The 17,126-nt window shown below is 36.2% G+C and carries 13 protein-coding genes; 9 read left to right on the forward strand and 4 right to left on the reverse strand.

The genetic code is table 11. The features are described 5' to 3' along the window. Positions 1 to 147 precede the first annotated feature (147 nt). Positions 148 to 2,577, forward strand: coding sequence for a TonB-dependent siderophore receptor (locus J7604_RS09240; protein ID WP_293894520.1), 2,430 nt, complete (start codon positions 148 to 150; stop codon positions 2,575 to 2,577). A gap of 292 nt (positions 2,578 to 2,869) precedes the next feature. Here the strand turns inward: J7604_RS09240 and J7604_RS09245 are convergent, their stop codons facing one another. Both J7604_RS09245 and J7604_RS09250 read right to left on the reverse strand, forming a co-directional pair. Beyond that, positions 2,870 to 3,802, reverse strand: coding sequence for a DNA/RNA non-specific endonuclease (locus tag J7604_RS09245; protein ID WP_293894523.1), 933 nt, complete (start codon positions 3,800 to 3,802; stop codon positions 2,870 to 2,872). Between the two features lie 242 nt (positions 3,803 to 4,044). Next, complete coding sequence (locus tag J7604_RS09250) at positions 4,045 to 5,628, reverse strand: hypothetical protein (RefSeq protein WP_293894526.1); 1,584 nt, start codon at positions 5,626 to 5,628, stop codon at positions 4,045 to 4,047. 172 nt (positions 5,629 to 5,800) lie between these two features. On the opposite strand from J7604_RS09250, the gene J7604_RS09255 reads away from it, so the two are divergent. After that, positions 5,801 to 6,280, forward strand: a complete 480-nt coding sequence (locus J7604_RS09255) for a peroxiredoxin (RefSeq protein ID WP_293894529.1) — start codon at positions 5,801 to 5,803, stop codon at positions 6,278 to 6,280. 96 nt (positions 6,281 to 6,376) lie between these two features. Here J7604_RS09255 and J7604_RS09260 read toward each other — a convergent pair whose 3' ends face one another. Then, positions 6,377 to 7,510 carry a hypothetical protein gene (locus J7604_RS09260; RefSeq protein WP_293894532.1) on the reverse strand — a complete coding sequence of 378 codons (1,134 nt, stop codon included), beginning with the start codon at positions 7,508 to 7,510 and terminating at the stop codon, positions 6,377 to 6,379. Positions 7,511 to 7,524: 14 nt separating this feature from the next. After that, entirely contained in the window at positions 7,525 to 8,388 is an 864-nt protein-coding gene (locus tag J7604_RS09265; protein ID WP_293894535.1) for an enolase C-terminal domain-like protein, read from the reverse strand. Between the two features lie 329 nt (positions 8,389 to 8,717). On the opposite strand from J7604_RS09265, the gene J7604_RS09270 reads away from it, so the two are divergent. The 7 genes from J7604_RS09270 to J7604_RS09300 all read left to right on the forward strand — a co-directional run bounded on the left by J7604_RS09270 (position 8,718) and on the right by J7604_RS09300 (position 16,873). Then, positions 8,718 to 9,230 carry an FKBP-type peptidyl-prolyl cis-trans isomerase gene (locus J7604_RS09270; protein WP_293894540.1) on the forward strand — a complete coding sequence of 171 codons (513 nt, stop codon included), beginning with the start codon at positions 8,718 to 8,720 and terminating at the stop codon, positions 9,228 to 9,230. Positions 9,231 to 9,326: 96 nt separating this feature from the next. Next, a complete protein-coding gene (locus J7604_RS09275) occupies positions 9,327 to 10,376 on the forward strand; it encodes a type IX secretion system membrane protein PorP/SprF (RefSeq protein WP_293894543.1) in 1,050 nt (349 codons plus the stop codon). 72 nt (positions 10,377 to 10,448) lie between these two features. Next, positions 10,449 to 12,383, forward strand: a complete 1,935-nt coding sequence (locus tag J7604_RS09280) for an AAA domain-containing protein (RefSeq protein ID WP_293894546.1) — start codon at positions 10,449 to 10,451, stop codon at positions 12,381 to 12,383. 49 nt (positions 12,384 to 12,432) lie between these two features. Then, positions 12,433 to 12,879, forward strand: a complete 447-nt coding sequence (locus J7604_RS09285; protein WP_293894549.1) for a DUF1232 domain-containing protein — start codon at positions 12,433 to 12,435, stop codon at positions 12,877 to 12,879. A 189-nt stretch (positions 12,880 to 13,068) separates the two neighbouring features. Further along, the gene (locus J7604_RS09290) at positions 13,069 to 14,331 is read left to right on the forward strand and encodes a nucleoside recognition domain-containing protein (protein ID WP_293894552.1); all 1,263 of its coding nucleotides are present in this window, start codon (positions 13,069 to 13,071) and stop codon (positions 14,329 to 14,331) included. Continuing rightward, complete coding sequence (locus J7604_RS09295; protein ID WP_293894554.1) at positions 14,331 to 14,930, forward strand: DNA-3-methyladenine glycosylase; 600 nt, start codon at positions 14,331 to 14,333, stop codon at positions 14,928 to 14,930. Before J7604_RS09290 ends, J7604_RS09295 begins: the two co-directional genes overlap by 1 nt. Positions 14,931 to 14,947: 17 nt before the next feature. Continuing rightward, positions 14,948 to 16,873 carry a WG repeat-containing protein gene (locus tag J7604_RS09300; RefSeq protein WP_293894557.1) on the forward strand — a complete coding sequence of 642 codons (1,926 nt, stop codon included), beginning with the start codon at positions 14,948 to 14,950 and terminating at the stop codon, positions 16,871 to 16,873. The last annotated feature ends 253 nt before the right edge of the window (positions 16,874 to 17,126 follow it).

Raw genomic sequence — 17,126 nt, forward strand, 5'->3', positions numbered from 1 at the left:
TTAATTATAGGCACTTCTAAAATTATTTTTAGAGTGCCTATGATTTTATAGATTTATCTGATAGTACGCCAATTGAGGGATTGGTAGTATTACAAAAGACAGATTTTCATTTTTTTATCTATTTAAAATCTTCTAAATATCAAAGCAATGATCTTTGTTAAAAGAAATACCTATAGAGGGTTAAGTTTTGTTGTATATTTTTTCTTGATTTGTTCTGGATTAAATGCGCAGAAAGTAACTATTAATGATCGTATTAGTCAAACACCACTAGAAGGTGTTTTTATAAGTGATCATCAAAAACAGGTTTATACTACCTCCAATTCAAAAGGTCAGGCAGATATCTCTCAGTTTGAACATTCGGATAGTATTCTGTTCCAATTAGTGGGATATAAAGTTTATATTACCAGTTTTAAGGATCTGAATGCCTCAGACTTTAAAGTATTTTTATCTGAAGAAACAGGACTGATGGATGGAATCGTGGTTTCTGGTAGTAAGTTTGAAGAAAGTAGAAAGGATATTCCAAGGCAGATACAAGTTATAAATTCCGGTGAAATGCAGTTCGCCAGTCAAGAGACTACAGCAGATGTTCTTCAGAATACTGGAAATGTATTTGTACAAAGAAGCCAGATGGGGGGAGGAAGTCCTATCATGAGAGGGTTTGAAGCAAATAAAGTATTAATGGTTGTTGATGGTATCAGGATGAATAACGCTGTGTACAGGGGAGGGCATTTGCAAAATGTGATAACCCTTGATAACAGTGTTCTTGAAAGAACAGAGTTATTGTTTGGTCCGGGATCTGTTATTTATGGGAGTGATGCATTAGGTGGCGTTATGAGTTTTTATACCAAAAGACCTGTTTTGTCAGGTGCCAAAGGAAAAACCTTCGCCAGCGCTAATGCCTATACCAGATATTCAACTGCAAATTCTGAAAAAACAGGACATATAGATTTAAATATAGGATTTAATAAAATTGCTTCATTTACAAGTTTTACATATTCCGATTTTGATGATTTGAGGCAGGGAGGAAGCAGAAGAGCAGCATATAAGGATTTTGGTAAAAGGGATTTTTATGTAGAAAGGATAGGAGGTAAAGACTCTGTTTTGAATAATAGTAATCCTAATATTCAAAAGCAGTCGGGATACAAGCAGTATGACTTTTTACAAAAGATATTGTTCTCACCTTCTTCTCGAGTGACTCATACATTAAATTTTCAGTATTCAACTAGTTCAGATATTCCACGCTATGATAGGCTGGCACAGTTTAACGATAAACCTGCTTATGCTGAATGGTTTTATGGCCCGCAGAAGAGATTGTTGGGATCGTATCACCTGGACTTGAATGAGAAGACAGCTTTTTATGACAAAGCCAGAGTTATACTTGCTTATCAGAATATTGAAGAAAGCCGTTATGACAGAAGATTTAATAGGGAATTTAGAAATAGCAGGATAGAAAAGCTGAACATCTATTCATTAAATGTTGATCTGGAAAAGGCGTTGAAGAAGAATGAATTCCGTTATGGCTTGGAAGTAAATTATAATAAAGTAGGGTCTTCAGCATATGGTGAGAGTGTAATAACAGGTGAAAGAAATTCTCTTGATACAAGATACCCAAATGGAGGTTCTTCCATGAGAACAGTTGCAGGATATCTCACACATAGCATGGAGCTTAATAAAAAACTTATCTTGTCTGAAGGTGTAAGGTATAGTAATGTAGAATTGAAAGCTAACTTTGGAGAAAAGACCTTTTTTCCGTTTCCATATTCCGACATCAAACAAACGAATGGAGCTTTAAATGGAAATATTGGACTAGTTTTTCTTCCTGAAAAATCTTGGAAATTATCAGCATATGGCTCAACCGGCTTTCGTTCCCCGAATGTAGATGATCTTAGTAAGGTATTTGAATCTGTGCCAGGTAATGTCATTGTGCCCAATCCAAGCTTAAAGCCAGAATACACATATAACGCGGAGTTGAGCATAGCAAAATCATTATTCAATAGAATTCATTTGGAAGGGACAGCCTATTATACTTGGTATACCAATGCTATAACAACAAAATTTGGTAGGTTCAATGGACAGGACTCTATTCTATATGATGGCAAAATGAGCAGAGTGCAAACAAGCGTTAATGCAGGAAAAGCATATGTTTACGGCGGCAATATTACGCTTTATGCTGAGATCATTAAAAATGTAGGATTGTCTAATACTTTTAATTATACATATGGAAGAGTTAAAACAGACTCTTCAGATTATCCTCTCGATCATATTCCTCCTGTATTTGGAAGAAGTTCGGTTAATGTTAAACTAAAGAGGTTCAGAGGAGAGTTCTTTGTTTTGTATAACGGATGGAAAAGGATAAAGAACTACAATTTGGTAGGCGAAGACAATATTGCTCAGGCCACTGCAGATGGTATGCCTTCCTGGTATACACTTAACCTCAGAACTGCTATTGAAGTGAATAGGTATCTTCAGTTACAGGTTTCTGTAGAGAATTTACTTGATAGGAATTATAGAATTTTTGCTTCAGGTATTAATGCTCCGGGTAGAAATTTCTTAGTGACACTCAGAGTGAAAGTTTAAAGTAAACAAAGATAAAAGAGAATTTTCGGCAGAGATGCTTATTAATAAACAGATCTTATAGTCAAGCGGACACTTGATTAATGGTAGGGCCAACCTATGACGTTTTGAACGAGTATAGGTGCTTTGAAAAGTTTATTATAACTTCTATTAGGTTGATTATAACTGATATTTTTTAATCGCTTAATCCAGGTTTAAGGTTTGGACCAGGAAACTACAAACAAAAAAGGAGGCAGTTACATCCTCCTTTTTTGTTTATAGCAGCAATAATGACTTTAAGCTTTCAACTTTATGTTTACAACATAATATCATTGAAATTTCTTATCTCTCTCTTAAAATTACTTATAGATGATGTGATTTCATGATGAGAAAATCCGTCATATTGTTCCAATGCTTCAAAATCTAAATTGGTATCCATCATCACTTCTCTGATACTGACTTGATAGGTTTTATAAGGGCCATAAATAAATTCCATATCAGATAGTTCTTTTTCCTGACTTATCTTATAGGCTGTAGCAGAAGGTGTGCCATCTTCCTTAAGAAAAGCTATTACCTTCCAATAAGCCCCTGGTATTCTTGCGTCCTTGTATGTAATATCATTGTTTGTGAAAAATGGACCCGTGAAAACGGATACTTTCATCTGATATACTCTGGCATTTTGAAGAATGTAGTTTTCCAATCCCAGCCAGGTATGTTGGTTAAACACATCAATCTGAGGACAAGCATTGGTATAGTGAAAAGTATCCAGGTTTGCAGTAGCTGCATCATCCCCCCATACAGGGTCTTCTCTTCTTACCATGTGACCTCTGTCAAACCTGTTGTTTTGATAAAGCTCATTTCCCAATTGCTGATCTGTTTCAATTCTGCTGTCCAGATACCATTTGTCCGATCGTCCTATTTTTTGAGATTGATTACCATCAATATTAACACCGGTAATCATTGACATTTTGCGGGAACGAGACATGATAATGGAGAAGTGAGTATATTTCAATTCTACATCATCAATATCTTTTAATTTTAACATATCATTGGCCTTTATTCCAGTTGCCTTGGGTAGGTCTATCGTCCAATCTTCAAGGAAGTCCGGATTGTACCCTTCTCTTCCTTTTAGTTTTTCAGGGTTTGTGTAAAGTACCTCTTCAGCTTTTGCTTCAGTGCCATTTATAATATCCCCAAGTCTTTTCATTTCATTGAAAGTGACTTTGTGTTTTGATTTTACTTTGAACATAGCTTTAGTTGGTCAAATGAAATATTGTTCGAATATTATGATACTTACACCCTATATTTTTCTCAAGTATTTATAGGCGTTCATTAGCTTTTCTGTTAATGTATCTGGATAATTTAATTACTACCCGAAAGTGTAATAAGTGTTTATAAAAGAGTTGATTGAGGGAAGGTAGAGATCTGACTTCTTTCTTAATCTGGATGGCCAAATTATCTGAAAATTTTGTATTAAAGGCTCTCTCTCTTCTATTCACGTCTCCCAGTCCTTTCAAAATAATGATGCAAGGGGTCAGTTCCGAATACTTCTATTTGTGTAGTACCTTCATAACGATTAACGCCATATTCATACACCCTGGTTTTCTTTAAAATGCCTTTCAATTCAGAGTGATCTATTATTTTATCATAGGCTTCTCCTCCGTATACATTTATTAGTATACCTTTCCTTGCTTTCCCCTCTATAATGAATTCATCTTCTCCTCTCAGACCATACAGTGTTATTTTATTAGTAAGATGATTGTCAAATATTTTTTTATATAATATATTTTTTTCGTCATTGTCATACACTGTAACTTCAGTTGTATTTTTTTGCCTTATTATTTTAAAGAGGTCATCCTTGTCTGTTCCTGCAATAATTGGTTCTTGTTGGATCATTTTATAAAATTCAATTCCTGTTTTAGAAAGATGATCTCTCCTGTATTTGAGTTTATCAATTGTTGAGGGGCCAATTTGGTTGAATACAGGCAGAGGCCAGGTTCTGATAGACTTTTCAATTACAGAGTCTGTTATATTCGTCTGAAGATCTTTGATTAGTATTTTCCAATCCTCCTCAGTAAGCTCAGGGAGAACAAGCCTGTCAATATATTTGCTGTTTTTTCCCATGCCTTTGATACTTTGAATATCGTAATCGTATGATTGTAGTTTCGAATTAATTGCAACTGCCAGTTTTAATACCAATCCGTCATTAAACTGAAAAAAGACCATGTCTCTATCTCTTGGGATAGGTTTAAAAACTTTTCCTATGCTATCTTCAAAAACTGCCCATTTCCATTGATCGGAGTGTCTGTCCCAGTCTCCGACCAGCAGGTCAAACAGTCGGCATCTTGCATAAGCTTTGGGATCTATTTTTGAATTTTGATTTTTAAATCTTTCACTCAGCATGTCCTCTGTGGAAATGATATCGGACGCAAATCCAAATAGCTTAGTATTGGCCCATTCCTCATCAGGGAATTCTTCGAGCATGGCAAGCTTGCCTTTTAATCCATCGAGAAATTCTTCAGTATCTTTCTCGTCCGGAACATATACCAGTATAGGGTTTGTGTGAAAGATACCGGCGGCATTGGCAAGACCCGGAATGGCAAGTGGACCATAAGGGTTCATCGCAGATATCTGATCCTGTAATAAACCTTTTATTGGATGGATCTTCAATATTGTAGGTAAAATTTTGGTAGGGTCTTTGTCTATTCCTCTCAAAACAAATCTTTTGCCTTCAGCGCTTTTTAAGCGAATACTAATAGTCTGCATGTTCCCACCTGTTTTGGAAAAAGCAAGACCTCCATGGGTATTTTCAAGATCTATAATAGGAACTTCTACAGGAGTGGCCCAGATTTTTCTGTAATGCTCTCCGAAGAAAAACTTATAGACGTCACCTTTGGTATAACCTATTCCTGGTGTTGTAATAACAGTTGTATCAAGAGACAGAGAAGTTTTGCCAAGTAATTTTCTTCCAGGGTATACAGGATTTTTACTTTCATTGCATCCAACCAAGTATCCGGAGGTTGTTATCAAGGAAAAAATGATCAGTAAAAATATTGTGATTTTTTGCCTCTTCATCTTTTGTTTTATCTATTCAACCTCAAAACCCTTGTCTTTGTTGAAGTCTAAAGGGGATGATAACAACCATTGAAATGGTCATGTTATATTTTCGGGTAACTTGATAAATGATATGGGAGTGAAATTTAAATGTATAATCTGCTTTTTGTTGGTTGGCCTGACAAGCTTTAGTATGGGAAATGACATAGTAACCAAAGCAGAATTGATAGTAAGAGAAAATACAGGAGGAGATAAAATACCGGAAATTAATTATGTAAGGCTTGATGGGAAAAAATATACGAACAAAGATATTCCGCAAAACAAGAAAATAATGATCGTCTATTTTAACCCTTTGTGTGATTTATGCCAGGAGGAAACAACTGAGATTTTGAACAACATTAATTATTTTCAGAATGTTGAAATTTTAATGATAAGTCCCAATAGTCTTGAACAGGTAAAACAATTTCATAATCTGTATAAGCTAGCTCAGTTTCCTCAGATAACAGTACTTCACGATTCAAAGGACGATTTTTACCGTCAATTTGATGCCATCGGGTATCCATCTTTATATTTATTTGATGAAAAATTAGAGATGATTACCAAGTTTGAGGCACAGGTTGGGTTTGATGATATTAAAAACGCTTTTGAACAGAATGCTTCGGCAACGAAGTGAAAAAGATGAAGGCATAAAGCGCTTAAAGCAAAAAAGTCCCTCATTGAGGGACTTTTTTTATATACTTTAGGCTTTGCGCTTTCAGCTTTTTGCTCATTAAAACGTTTCAAGAATAGTATACTCTTTATCTCTGAATACAAATTTATCGCCTTTCTTTTTACCAGCCATAGCGTGGTATAGGGGAGTCATGGTTGAGATTGCGATGAAACTATTTTTTTCTGCTAGCTTTGTTTCCCCAAGACTTACACTTATGAAATAATTTTGGAGTTCAGTGTAAACAACCGATCCAAGCCCAATGCTTTCCTGTGGATTCAGGAAAATTCTTTTTAGTAAAGAAAGGCTGTTGATGCCTTCCTGTAGCTGTCTGGCATACATATCTCTTGTGATCTGCATTGTCTCTCTAAAGCCTTCAAATCTCTCCTCTCCCGAAGCACCTTCTTCTTCATTGGCACTTTCCTGTGCATCATCCATAGCTTTTTTGGCAGTCTGCACGATGTTGCTTTGCATTTCAATGCACTTGTTAAGCAACTCTTTTTTGAGTTCTATTTTTTTGTCGGTATTCAAATCTATATCTGGTATTGCCCTATTGGAAGTATCGAAATTGTCTTCCAAATGAGGTATGTAAATGTCTGGTTTTCTTGGAATCAAAGGTTCTTTTTTGATTTCCGGCTTAGGGGCAGCTTTCACTGGCTCTGTCGGAGCAGAAGCTTTGACTTCGGTTTTTTTAGGAGTAGTTTTAGGAGCCGGTTCTGCTTTTTTTACCGGCACTGCAGTCTTACTCACTTTCTTTTCTGCAGATTTGGAAGCTTTAACTTCTTGTTTAGTAACTTTAACTTCTTTATTAGGTTTAGGCGCTATGTTTTTTGAAACCACGGCAGCTTTGGTTGCCGGTTTAGTCGCAGTTTTTTTAACTTCAACCTTCTTGTCTGCAGTTTTTTTAGCTGCAGCTTTTGGAGGTAAAGTCTTTTTACCAGCTGCTTTTTTAGTTATAACTGCTTTTTTGGCAACTGCTTTCACAACTGCTTTTTTAGCTACTGTTTTTTTAGCAACCGCTTTCACAACAGTCTTTTTTACCGCAGCTTTTTTGGCTACAGTCTTTTTAACTGCTGCTTTCTTAGAAACCACTTTTTTTACAGCCGACTTTTTAGCCGCCTTTTGAGTTGTTTCTTTAGATTTTTTAGCTGCAGGTTTACTGCTTTTTTTTGTCTCTTTTGATTTGGTCTTGGCCATACCTACCTAAAAATTTAAGTTTTACTATAAAAAAGCTGTCCTTTTTTTTCTGTTATTAGATTAAATGGTTCATTATCAATTACAAAAAAACCATCAAGATCGTTGTAATCTGTAAGGCTGCAAAGGTTCATGGCGGAAGAAATACCCAAACTTGTTTCCACCATACAACCAATCATGGTTTTTAGTCCATGTTTTTTTGCATCTTTCAAAAGTCTAATGCCATTCAAATAGCCGCCGGATTTCATCAACTTCATGTTTATCCCATGAAATTGTTCAGTTAATTTTTTGAAATCGGCTTTGTCAGTTATTGATTCGTCAGCAAAAATATCAAAAGTGCAATTTTGCTTAAGATATTTATACTCCTCTTCAAAGTTATATGGAAGAGGTTGTTCAACAAAGACAATATTATCTTTTTTTATTTTTTCAAGAAATTTTATAAGTTCTTCAACATTCTGCCAGCTCTCGTTTGCGTCAATCATGATCGATTGGCTAGAAAGCTTACGTACCTCTTTCAATAGGTCGAATCCGTTTTCTGAGTTTATCTTTAACTTAAGATATTTAAATCTCTCTAATTGATGTTTTTCGTAAAATGATTGAATTTCACCAATTTGCATTATCGGAAGCGTGTATGCTGTAAAAATATTCTTAGGTTCGTCCAACCCGAGAAATGAATAAACAGGTAAATTTTGTATTTTACTGAGATAGTGAATGTAAGCTGATTCAATCCCAAATCTCAAAGAATTACAAATTTGTGTGAAATTTAGTAAATTTTGTAAATCATCCAAACTTTTAATCCCTGATGCTCCATTTTTTAAGAAAAAATCAAATTGATCTTTAACCAGTTGGGGTGTTTCTCCATATCTTATATTAGGAGCCACTTCCCCCAATCCCGAATTTGTACCATCCGAAATCTTCAGAAAAAAATTGTTCTTGGTAACAGATTCGCTTCTGGAGATTTTCCAGTTGTATTTGAGTATCAAATGTTTTTCTTCAATTTCCCAGTTTGTCACTTGGCCTTCTTTTAAAATATATCAAACATAATTCTTTTTTGTCATGAAATTTATTTAATCTGCAGAGGAATGAATAAATTTATTCACAACTATTCTTAAACCTTACACCGCATATTTCTCTTTATATACATAATTAATTAAAGCGGTGTTTCAGAATTTGTAATTATTGCTTCAGATATTTATAGAAAGTCAAAATAATGAAAATTGAAAAAAACAAAGTAGTGGCTGTAGCCTACGATCTTCAGGCAAAAGACCGGGAAGGTAATGTGGAAGTTTCTGAAAAAGTAAATGCTCAGGAACCAATGGTGTTTCTTTTCGGCAGCAGTGGCTTACCCGAAAAGTTTGAAGAAGGTTTGGATGGTCTTTCAAGTGGTTCTGAATTTAAATTTGTTATCACTTCAGAGGAAGCCTATGGAGATTTTGAAGAAGAAGCGGTTGTTAACCTTTCCAAGGAAATATTTAAAATCGATGGAGAATTTGACGAATCTAAATTTCAGGTTGGTACTTTTGTGCCGATGTCTGATGCTGATGGTAATTTTCTGAGAGGCAAAGTTTTAGCCGTAAATCAAAATGAGCTTACTATAGATTTTAATCACCCACTTGCTGGCCTAAATCTTGAATTCCAAGGAAAAGTAGTGGAAGTAAGAGAGGCTACTGCTGAAGAACTTGATCATGGGCACGTGCATGGTCCAGGTGGGCACCATCATTAATATTGACTACCTAAATAAAAAAAGCTTTTAAATATAGAATTCTAATATTAGTTACTGCGCAGGTTTCGTTAATTTTTATACTTTTGCAGTACTTCTATGTTTAAAAGCTTTTACTTTTTTCTAATACTTGGGAGTTTGATTATTACAAATTCCGCTTTTGCTCAGGATCCTCAGTTTTCCCAGTATTATAATGCTCCTTTATATTTAAATCCTGCTTTTGCCGGTACAGCAGAAAATTCCAGAGCTATACTAAACTATAGAAATCAATGGCCCGGAACCGGTGCTTCATTTATTACTTATGCAGCCTCTCTGGATCATAATATCGAATCTTACAGAAGTGGAGTGGGCCTCTTAGTTAAAAGGGATAAGCAAGGAAGTAATGGTGCACTAGTTTCTACTGATATTAATCTGTTTTATTCCTACGAAGTTTGGCTGAGCAACCGTTGGACCTTCAGACCAGGGATTGAACTTGGGTATACCAACAGGACTATTGACTATGCAAGCTTTGTCTTCGGGGATCAGTTGGACAATAGCGGATTGACCGGAGGTGCTACAGCTGACGCTTTCACCGGTTCCAGACTGAATTTTCTGGATGCATCTGCTGGCGGTTTGTTTTATGATGATCATTTCTGGTTAGGAATAGCTGGATTTCATCTCAACAGGCCTAATCAGTCGGTGGACGGATTACCTGATGTTAAACTTCCAATAAAATTTTCTCTTCATTCAGGGTATAAGTTTTTTTTAAAAAGCTGGAATGGAACCAGAAATATGCCTGAAAGGAGTTTTACTCCAACTTTTAATTACAAGTCTCAGGGAGCATTTGACCAACTTGACCTTGGCGCTTATCTGACCTATGACCCTGTAATGTTCGGACTGTGGTATAGAGGAATTCCTGTAAAAAACTATGCTTCAGGTCTGCTCAATAACGAGTCATTTATTCTTATGGCCGGAATTCACTTTAACGGAATAAGCTTCGCTTACAGCTTTGACCTTCCTATTTCAAAGCTTTCCCTGGGGAATAGTTATGGTGCCCATGAAATCTCACTTATCTATGAATGGGAAATTCCTTATGATAAAAGGAAAATTAAAAAAAGAGGAAGAACGATTCCTTGTCCTAAATTCAGCAAAAGATATCAGAATTATTAATTGAACTTATAGCAATTTTATTTGTCTTAAGTTATAAGCCTATTGTAATCACTTATTTATCAGAATAAATTAATGTCAGAAAAAGATTCCAGAGAAGAGCTTCAGGAGCTTCTGGAGATATTGAAGGTTGAGCAGGAAGAGGATAGGAAACTTTATGAGTCAAAGATGCTGAATGCATCCATACCAGAGAGAAGGGCTCAAGGATTAACCTGGTATCCGATAGTAGTAAAAGAATCTTATTATGGCGTAGGGGACAGACTTATTCTGGAGATTGAAAGACCTTCCTTTAAAGAAATTTCACACCAGTTTCAGTCAGGCCGGGTAGCTGCTGTATTTACCAATAATCAGGATGAAGAACCTGAAAGTAAACTTGCTGGAGTTGTAACTTCTGTTCGGCCAGACAATATCAAACTTACTCTTTTTGTTGATGAACTTCCTGACTGGTTTGACCGCGGCAAACTGGGGCTTGACTTGTTGTTTGATGAGACGAGTTACAAAGAAATGGAAAACACCCTGCAAAGGGTTATGAAAGCTAAACACAACAGGCTTGCACAGTTAAGAGAAGTATTACTTGGAAAAGAAAAAGCAGGTTTTCGTGAGAAGAAAACACTGAGTCTTGAGCCTTCATTGAATGATTCGCAAAGAAAGGCCATAGAAAATGTTGTTTTTGCAAAAGATGTTGCAATCATACATGGACCTCCGGGGACAGGTAAAACAACAACACTTGTAGAGGCCATAAAACAGGTACTTGCTGAAGAGGAACAGGTGCTTGTTTGTGCTCCCAGCAATACTGCTGTTGATTTGCTTACTGAGAAACTGGATGAAAAAGGTGTTAAAGTTGTCAGACTCGGCCATCCTTCAAGAGTGAGTGAAAGCTTGCTGGCACATACTCTCGACGTGCAGATTTCCAATCATAAGGACTTTAAGCAGATAAAGGAATTAAAAAAACGTGCCATTGAGTATCGCAATATGGCATTGAAGTATAAAAGAAATTTTGGGAAGGAAGAAAGAAACCAGAGGCGAATTATTCTCGATGAGTCAAGGAAATTGCAGCAGGAGGCAGAAGCTATTGAGAATTATATCACTCAGGATATTTTAAGCAGAGCACGTGTATTTACCTGTACACTTGTTGGGGCTGCATCTTATTTATTAAAAGACAGAGAGTTTGAAACTGTTTTTATTGATGAGGCAGCTCAGGCTTTGGAGCCAGCTTCCTGGATACCGATTACCAAGGCAGGTAGGGTAGTTTTTGCAGGCGATCATTGCCAGTTGCCACCTACAGTCAAATCTATAGAAGCAGCAAAGGGGGGGCTTTCTGTAACTTTGTTTGAAAAATGTATCCAGCGTCAAAAGGCTGATGTAATGCTGGATACTCAGTACAGAATGAATGAGAAAATTATGAAGTTCTCTTCTGTACAGTTTTATTATGATAAACTGATAGCTCATGCTTCAGTAAAAGACAGACTTTTGAATGGTGATCCGGATTTTACTGCCCCGGTTGAATTTATTGATACTGCAGGGTGCGGATTTGAAGAAAAGTTAGAACCGGAAACTTCCAGTACTTTAAATCCTGAAGAAGCTCAGTTGCTTTTGAAACATTTCACTACTCTTGTGGAAAAAATCGGTCAGCAGGTAATGATGGATGAAAAACTGAAAATAGCCTTGATTTCTCCTTATAAAGCTCAAGTAAATTTTCTAAAAGAATTACTTATAGCTACTGAATTTGAAGATAGTTTTAAAAAGCAGATCTCAATCAATACGGTAGATGGTTTTCAGGGACAGGAAAGGGATATCGTTTATATAAGCCTGGTAAGGTCAAACTCCAGAGGTGAAATAGGCTTTTTAAATGATATCCGTAGAATGAATGTTGCTATGACAAGAGCAAAAAAGAAACTGGTTGTAATAGGGGAAAGTGGTACACTTTCAGGACATCCCTTTTACAGAGGTTTTCTTGACTATACAGAATCAATAAGCGCTTACAAAACTGCCTGGGAGTACATGTATTAAATCAGAACTAAGTAAACCCGGACTTATGTTTTGATTAAAAAGTCAGGGTATGAAAGGATTTGAAAGCAACGGAGGTAAGGGACCTATTGATCTTGATGAAATCAAGACAGAATGGATAAAAAAACTGATATCTTTTGGAACTTCTTTTACTAAAGGTGCACATGCAGATGCGTTAAAAGAAGTGGTGGAGAAATTTTATGATCCGGAAGCCAAAAGGTTTAAATTTGAGGTGATTGGGCGTGAAGCCGGCCTTGCGAAAAGAATGTTAAAAGCTGTTTTTAAGGGAGAATATAGAAATGTTTCCCCTTTTCTGCTCATCCAGGTAGGCTTGGTTTTCTCTTATTTCTATTTCAACATCGATTTTATCTCGGATAAAATACCAGTATTGGGAGCAGTTGATGATATTGCAGTAGTCCTTTGGTTGTTGGATGGATTTAAAGATGAACTCGATAAGTTTGAAGTCTGGGAAAGTGCGAGAAGCATTAGATTAGCTTAAAGCAGAAAGCTTAAAGTTAACAGTATATGGAAGCAAAAAGTTGAAAGTTTTTATTCAGCTTTTTGCTTTTGTTTTTTAGTATCTGCCAGCCTTTTTATATTTTAGATTTTTAAAAACTAATAGTAATAACTATTCTAATTACTTTAAGCTTTAAGCTTTGTGCTTTAAGCTGATTAAACTTTAAAATTAATGGTTCTAAACTACATCTGGATAGCATTTTTTCTGATCTCATTTGTGATCGCAATCGTCAGGCTGGGTCTTTATTATTTGGGGTATCCTCAATACGGAGGTCTGGAAATTTTCCCTGAAATTATGAAAGCGGCCTTTGATATGGCTAAAAGTTCAGTTGTGGACATATCATTTGCATTAATAGGGATTCTTACTCTTTGGATGGGGTTAATGAAAATTGCGGAAAAGTCTGGAATGATTAATATTCTCGCGAAATTAATTGGTCCGTTTTTTCATAAATTGTTTCCTGATCTACCCAAAGATCATCCTTCTGTTGGCCTTATTATGATGAACTTTAGCGCAAACATGCTTGGTCTTGATAATGCCGCTACTCCCATTGGTCTAAAGGCGATGGAGTCTATGCAGGAACTGAATCCGACTAAGGATACAGCATTTAATCCGCAGATAATGTTTCTAGTGCTTAATACATCTGGTCTTACACTGATACCTGTTTCCATTATGACCTTCCGTTTTCAGGCTGGGGCTGCGGATTCTTCAGATGTATTTATTCCGATATTGATTGCTACATTCTGTAGTACACTTGCTGGCTTGATTACAGTAGCCATTTATCAGAAAATCAATTTATTTGATAAAGTTGTCATGGCTTATCTAGGTGGTTTGATAGCTATTATTGTAGGAGTAGTTTGGTATTTTGCAACATTACCTCCTGACAGAATAGGGCCCATATCTTCCCTTGTCAGTAATTTTATTCTTTTCGCAATAATCGCTTCTTTTATCTTTCTTGGTTTCAGGCGAAAAATAAATGTATTTGAAGCATTTGTTGAAGGTGCGAAAGAAGGGTTTGATGTAGTGATAAGAATTATTCCATATTTGGTGGGTATTCTTGTAGGTATTGCTGTATTCAGGGCTAGTGGAGCCATGGATTATCTTGTTGGTGGATTAACTTATCTCGTTGGATTAACAGGACTGGATACCAGTTGGGTGCCTGCATTACCAACTGCTTTGATGAAACCACTAAGCGGAAGTGGAGCAAGAGCAATGATGATCGATGCTATGGCAAATGGGAAGGCCGATACCTTTGCAGGACGTTTAGCATGTATCTTTCAGGGAGCAGCAGACACAACCTTCTTTATAGTTGCAGTTTATTTCGGATCCGTTGGAATTAAGAAAACGAGATATTCAATCCCTGCGGGTTTGATTGCAGATCTATGTGGGGTTATAGCAGCTATTGCGGTTGCTTATTTATTTTTCCCTGTAAAATAATGAAGCTGGATAAAGCTTTTTATACAAGGGAAGATGTAATAGCTATCAGTAAAGAATTGCTTGGGAAATACCTGATAACCTGTATAAATGGAAAGCTGACTTCAGGTATGATTGTGGAAACAGAAGCATATCTGGGGGCTGAAGATAGGGCTTCTCATGCATATGGCAACAGGAAAACCAAACGAACAGAACCGTTTTATAAGGAAGGAGGCATTGCGTATGTCTATATGTGTTACGGAATTCATTTCTTATTCAATATTATTACGAATAAAACTGAAATTCCTCATGCAGTGCTTATAAGGGCGGTAGAGCCTTCTGAAGGTATTGAAACAATGCTTGAACGAAGGAAGAAATCCAAACTGAAACCAGAACTCACCGCTGGCCCAGGCGCTTTGTCAGTAGCTCTGGGAATTTCTGCCAAGCATAATGAAACCGATTTATCTGGAAGTGAAATCTGGGTAGAGGATAGAGGGGTGATTGTTAAAAAGAATGATATAATCGCCAGTCCAAGAGTGGGTGTGGCTTATGCTAAAGAAGATGCACTTAAACCCTGGCGCTTTCGAATAAAGGATAATCCTTACACAAGCAAAGCCCGGTAAATGAAATTGATATGAAAATGCTGAATAAAATAATCCTTATCCTTTTTGTTTCTATAGCTTTCAATGCTGCTATGGCTCAAAAGGGTAGCAACTGTCCTGAAGATCTTATTCCCAGGAAAAGTGAAAACAAACAATATGGCTTTGTTACTCTTTTCGGCGAATGGAGAATAACTCCTATTTATACTAAGGTTTCTCCATTCAGAGACAATAAAGCAATTGTAATGAAGGGCTTGGTATATGGGGTAATTGATTGTGATGGCAATGTATTGATACCTCCACAATATGAAATGATGTCTAATTTCAGAAGCGGGAAAGCATGGGCTAAGAAAGATGGTATGTGGGGACTTGTTGACGAAAGGGGAAAAGTATTGATTGAATTTCAATATTCAGAAATTAACCCCATTGCAGACACTGATTTGAGCTGGGTAAAAAAGGACAACCTTTGGGGACTCGTAGGCGAGGAAAAAGGTAATACTATATGTAAACCTCAGTTTAAAATTGCACAAGTGCTTTCAGAAAATGCCACACTGGTGCAGCAAACAGAATTGTTTGGAGTAATAAATCATGTGAATTGTGGCTATCTTATTCCTGCACAAATTTCCAAAGTTAAAAAGATTGCACAGCACACAATTCTATACAAACAAAACAATCATTGGGGCTTATTCAGTGAATTAGGTAAAATTCTCCTTCAGGCTGAATATGATACCATCTATCCATTAGATGAAGACTTGCTTGTAGTTAAAAAAGGAGGAAAATATGGACTTACTGCTATTACTGGAAAAGAAGTATTGCCACTTCATTATGAAGAAATTGGTGAATTGGGGGATGGATATATTCCAGTAAAGTCAGGTGGAAAATGGGGCTATTCCAATAGATTAGGAAAAGTATATATTGCGCCTGCTTTTGAAGAGGCATATCCATTTAAAAACAGGAAGGCAGTTGTGAAGTCAGGTGGATTATATGGAATAATAGATTTTACAGGTAAGTTTATTCAAAAGCCTCAATATGCAAAGGTTCAAAGAAATTTATCATACGATTATTTCGCAATTGCTCCAAAAGATAAATTCTTCTTATATACTTCTCAATTAGTAAGGATGCTTGAGACTGGTTTTGATTCGGTAAGCGTTGCTGACAGTGTTTCATTTACCAGAGTTTATAAGGATGACAAAGTTTCTTTTTTTAATATTCCATCCAAATCTCAATCATTCCCAGGTGAATTTGAAGAGGCGGGTGAGCTGTATCGTGGTTTCTTTAAAGTTAAGCAAAATGGTAAATGGGGAATTATTGATACGAAAGGTAAGAATATTGTCCCTGCAAAATTTGACAATGTAGAGTTCGACTATTGTTCTGTAAGGCTCATTTTTAAAGTTACTCAGAATGGTTTAACAGGTGTGTATGATCAGACAGGCAAAGAAGTTCTAGCGCCTGTTTATGATTTTGTTATTTACGCTTCCCCTTTATTTAAGGTGAAAAAGAACGGATCCTATGGCTTATATAAAACAAGCGGAGAAGTTGTAACAGAGCCTGTGTTTGATTATCTGAGTAATAGGAAAGAAGAGCCTTTATTGGCAGACTGGCCAGCGATATTCGGCCAAAAACAAAAGTTCGGTCTTATAAATGAAAAGGGAGAAGAGCTGCTTCCGGCAAAAGCAACTAAAATTTTACCACTTGGAGGAACTTTGTTTGCAGTGAATTCAGGTAAAGCATTCGGACTATTTAATACTGCATTAAAAAATGAACCTGAATATAAGTATGATGAATTAGCTTTAGCCGGAAACAATATGGTGGCAGCCAGGAAGGGCAGCAAATGGGGAGTTTTGGATAATACAGGCAAAGTACTTGTAAAGCCTGAATACGAGGAATTTAAAAAGGAAGACGGTCAATCAAAGTTTCTGAAAGATAGTAAATGGTATTTGCTGGGAAGAGGTGGAGTCCTGAAATAAGTTTTTAAGTGAAAGAATATAGTGCTATAATATAGTATAGTGTCAGAACTTTAATTATTTAACTGATTTTAGTTCTGATACTGTTGAGAGTATTAGAATTTAATGGTTTTAGAATAAATATTATTTTTATAGGATATCTGGTATCGTACAGATTTTCTTACAGAATTATTTTACATATGAGCTGCTTATAATTCATGTTTTTCTGTCTATTGTAGAAAGGAGTGCCAAGCACTATTATATTCCTCCAAATTGA

The sequence above is a fragment of the Sporocytophaga sp. genome (assembly GCF_017745095.1).
GTDB lineage: Bacteria > Bacteroidota > Bacteroidia > Cytophagales > Cytophagaceae > Sporocytophaga.

Excerpts from the sequence above, each read along its gene's own strand:
- J7604_RS09240 (WP_293894520.1), top strand. The coding sequence starts at position 148 with ATGATCTTTGTTAAAAGAAATACCTATAGAGGGTTAAGTTTTGTTGTA.
- J7604_RS09245 (WP_293894523.1), bottom strand. The coding sequence starts at position 3,802 with ATGTTCAAAGTAAAATCAAAACACAAAGTCACTTTCAATGAAATGAAA.
- J7604_RS09250 (WP_293894526.1), bottom strand. The coding sequence starts at position 5,628 with ATGAAGAGGCAAAAAATCACAATATTTTTACTGATCATTTTTTCCTTG.
- J7604_RS09255 (WP_293894529.1), top strand. The coding sequence starts at position 5,801 with ATGGGAAATGACATAGTAACCAAAGCAGAATTGATAGTAAGAGAAAAT.
- J7604_RS09260 (WP_293894532.1), bottom strand. The coding sequence starts at position 7,510 with ATGGCCAAGACCAAATCAAAAGAGACAAAAAAAAGCAGTAAACCTGCA.
- J7604_RS09270 (WP_293894540.1), top strand. The coding sequence starts at position 8,718 with ATGAAAATTGAAAAAAACAAAGTAGTGGCTGTAGCCTACGATCTTCAG.
- J7604_RS09275 (WP_293894543.1), top strand. The coding sequence starts at position 9,327 with ATGTTTAAAAGCTTTTACTTTTTTCTAATACTTGGGAGTTTGATTATT.
- J7604_RS09280 (WP_293894546.1), top strand. The coding sequence starts at position 10,449 with ATGTCAGAAAAAGATTCCAGAGAAGAGCTTCAGGAGCTTCTGGAGATA.
- J7604_RS09285 (WP_293894549.1), top strand. The coding sequence starts at position 12,433 with ATGAAAGGATTTGAAAGCAACGGAGGTAAGGGACCTATTGATCTTGAT.
- J7604_RS09290 (WP_293894552.1), top strand. The coding sequence starts at position 13,069 with ATGGTTCTAAACTACATCTGGATAGCATTTTTTCTGATCTCATTTGTG.
- J7604_RS09295 (WP_293894554.1), top strand. The coding sequence starts at position 14,331 with ATGAAGCTGGATAAAGCTTTTTATACAAGGGAAGATGTAATAGCTATC.
- J7604_RS09300 (WP_293894557.1), top strand. The coding sequence starts at position 14,948 with ATGCTGAATAAAATAATCCTTATCCTTTTTGTTTCTATAGCTTTCAAT.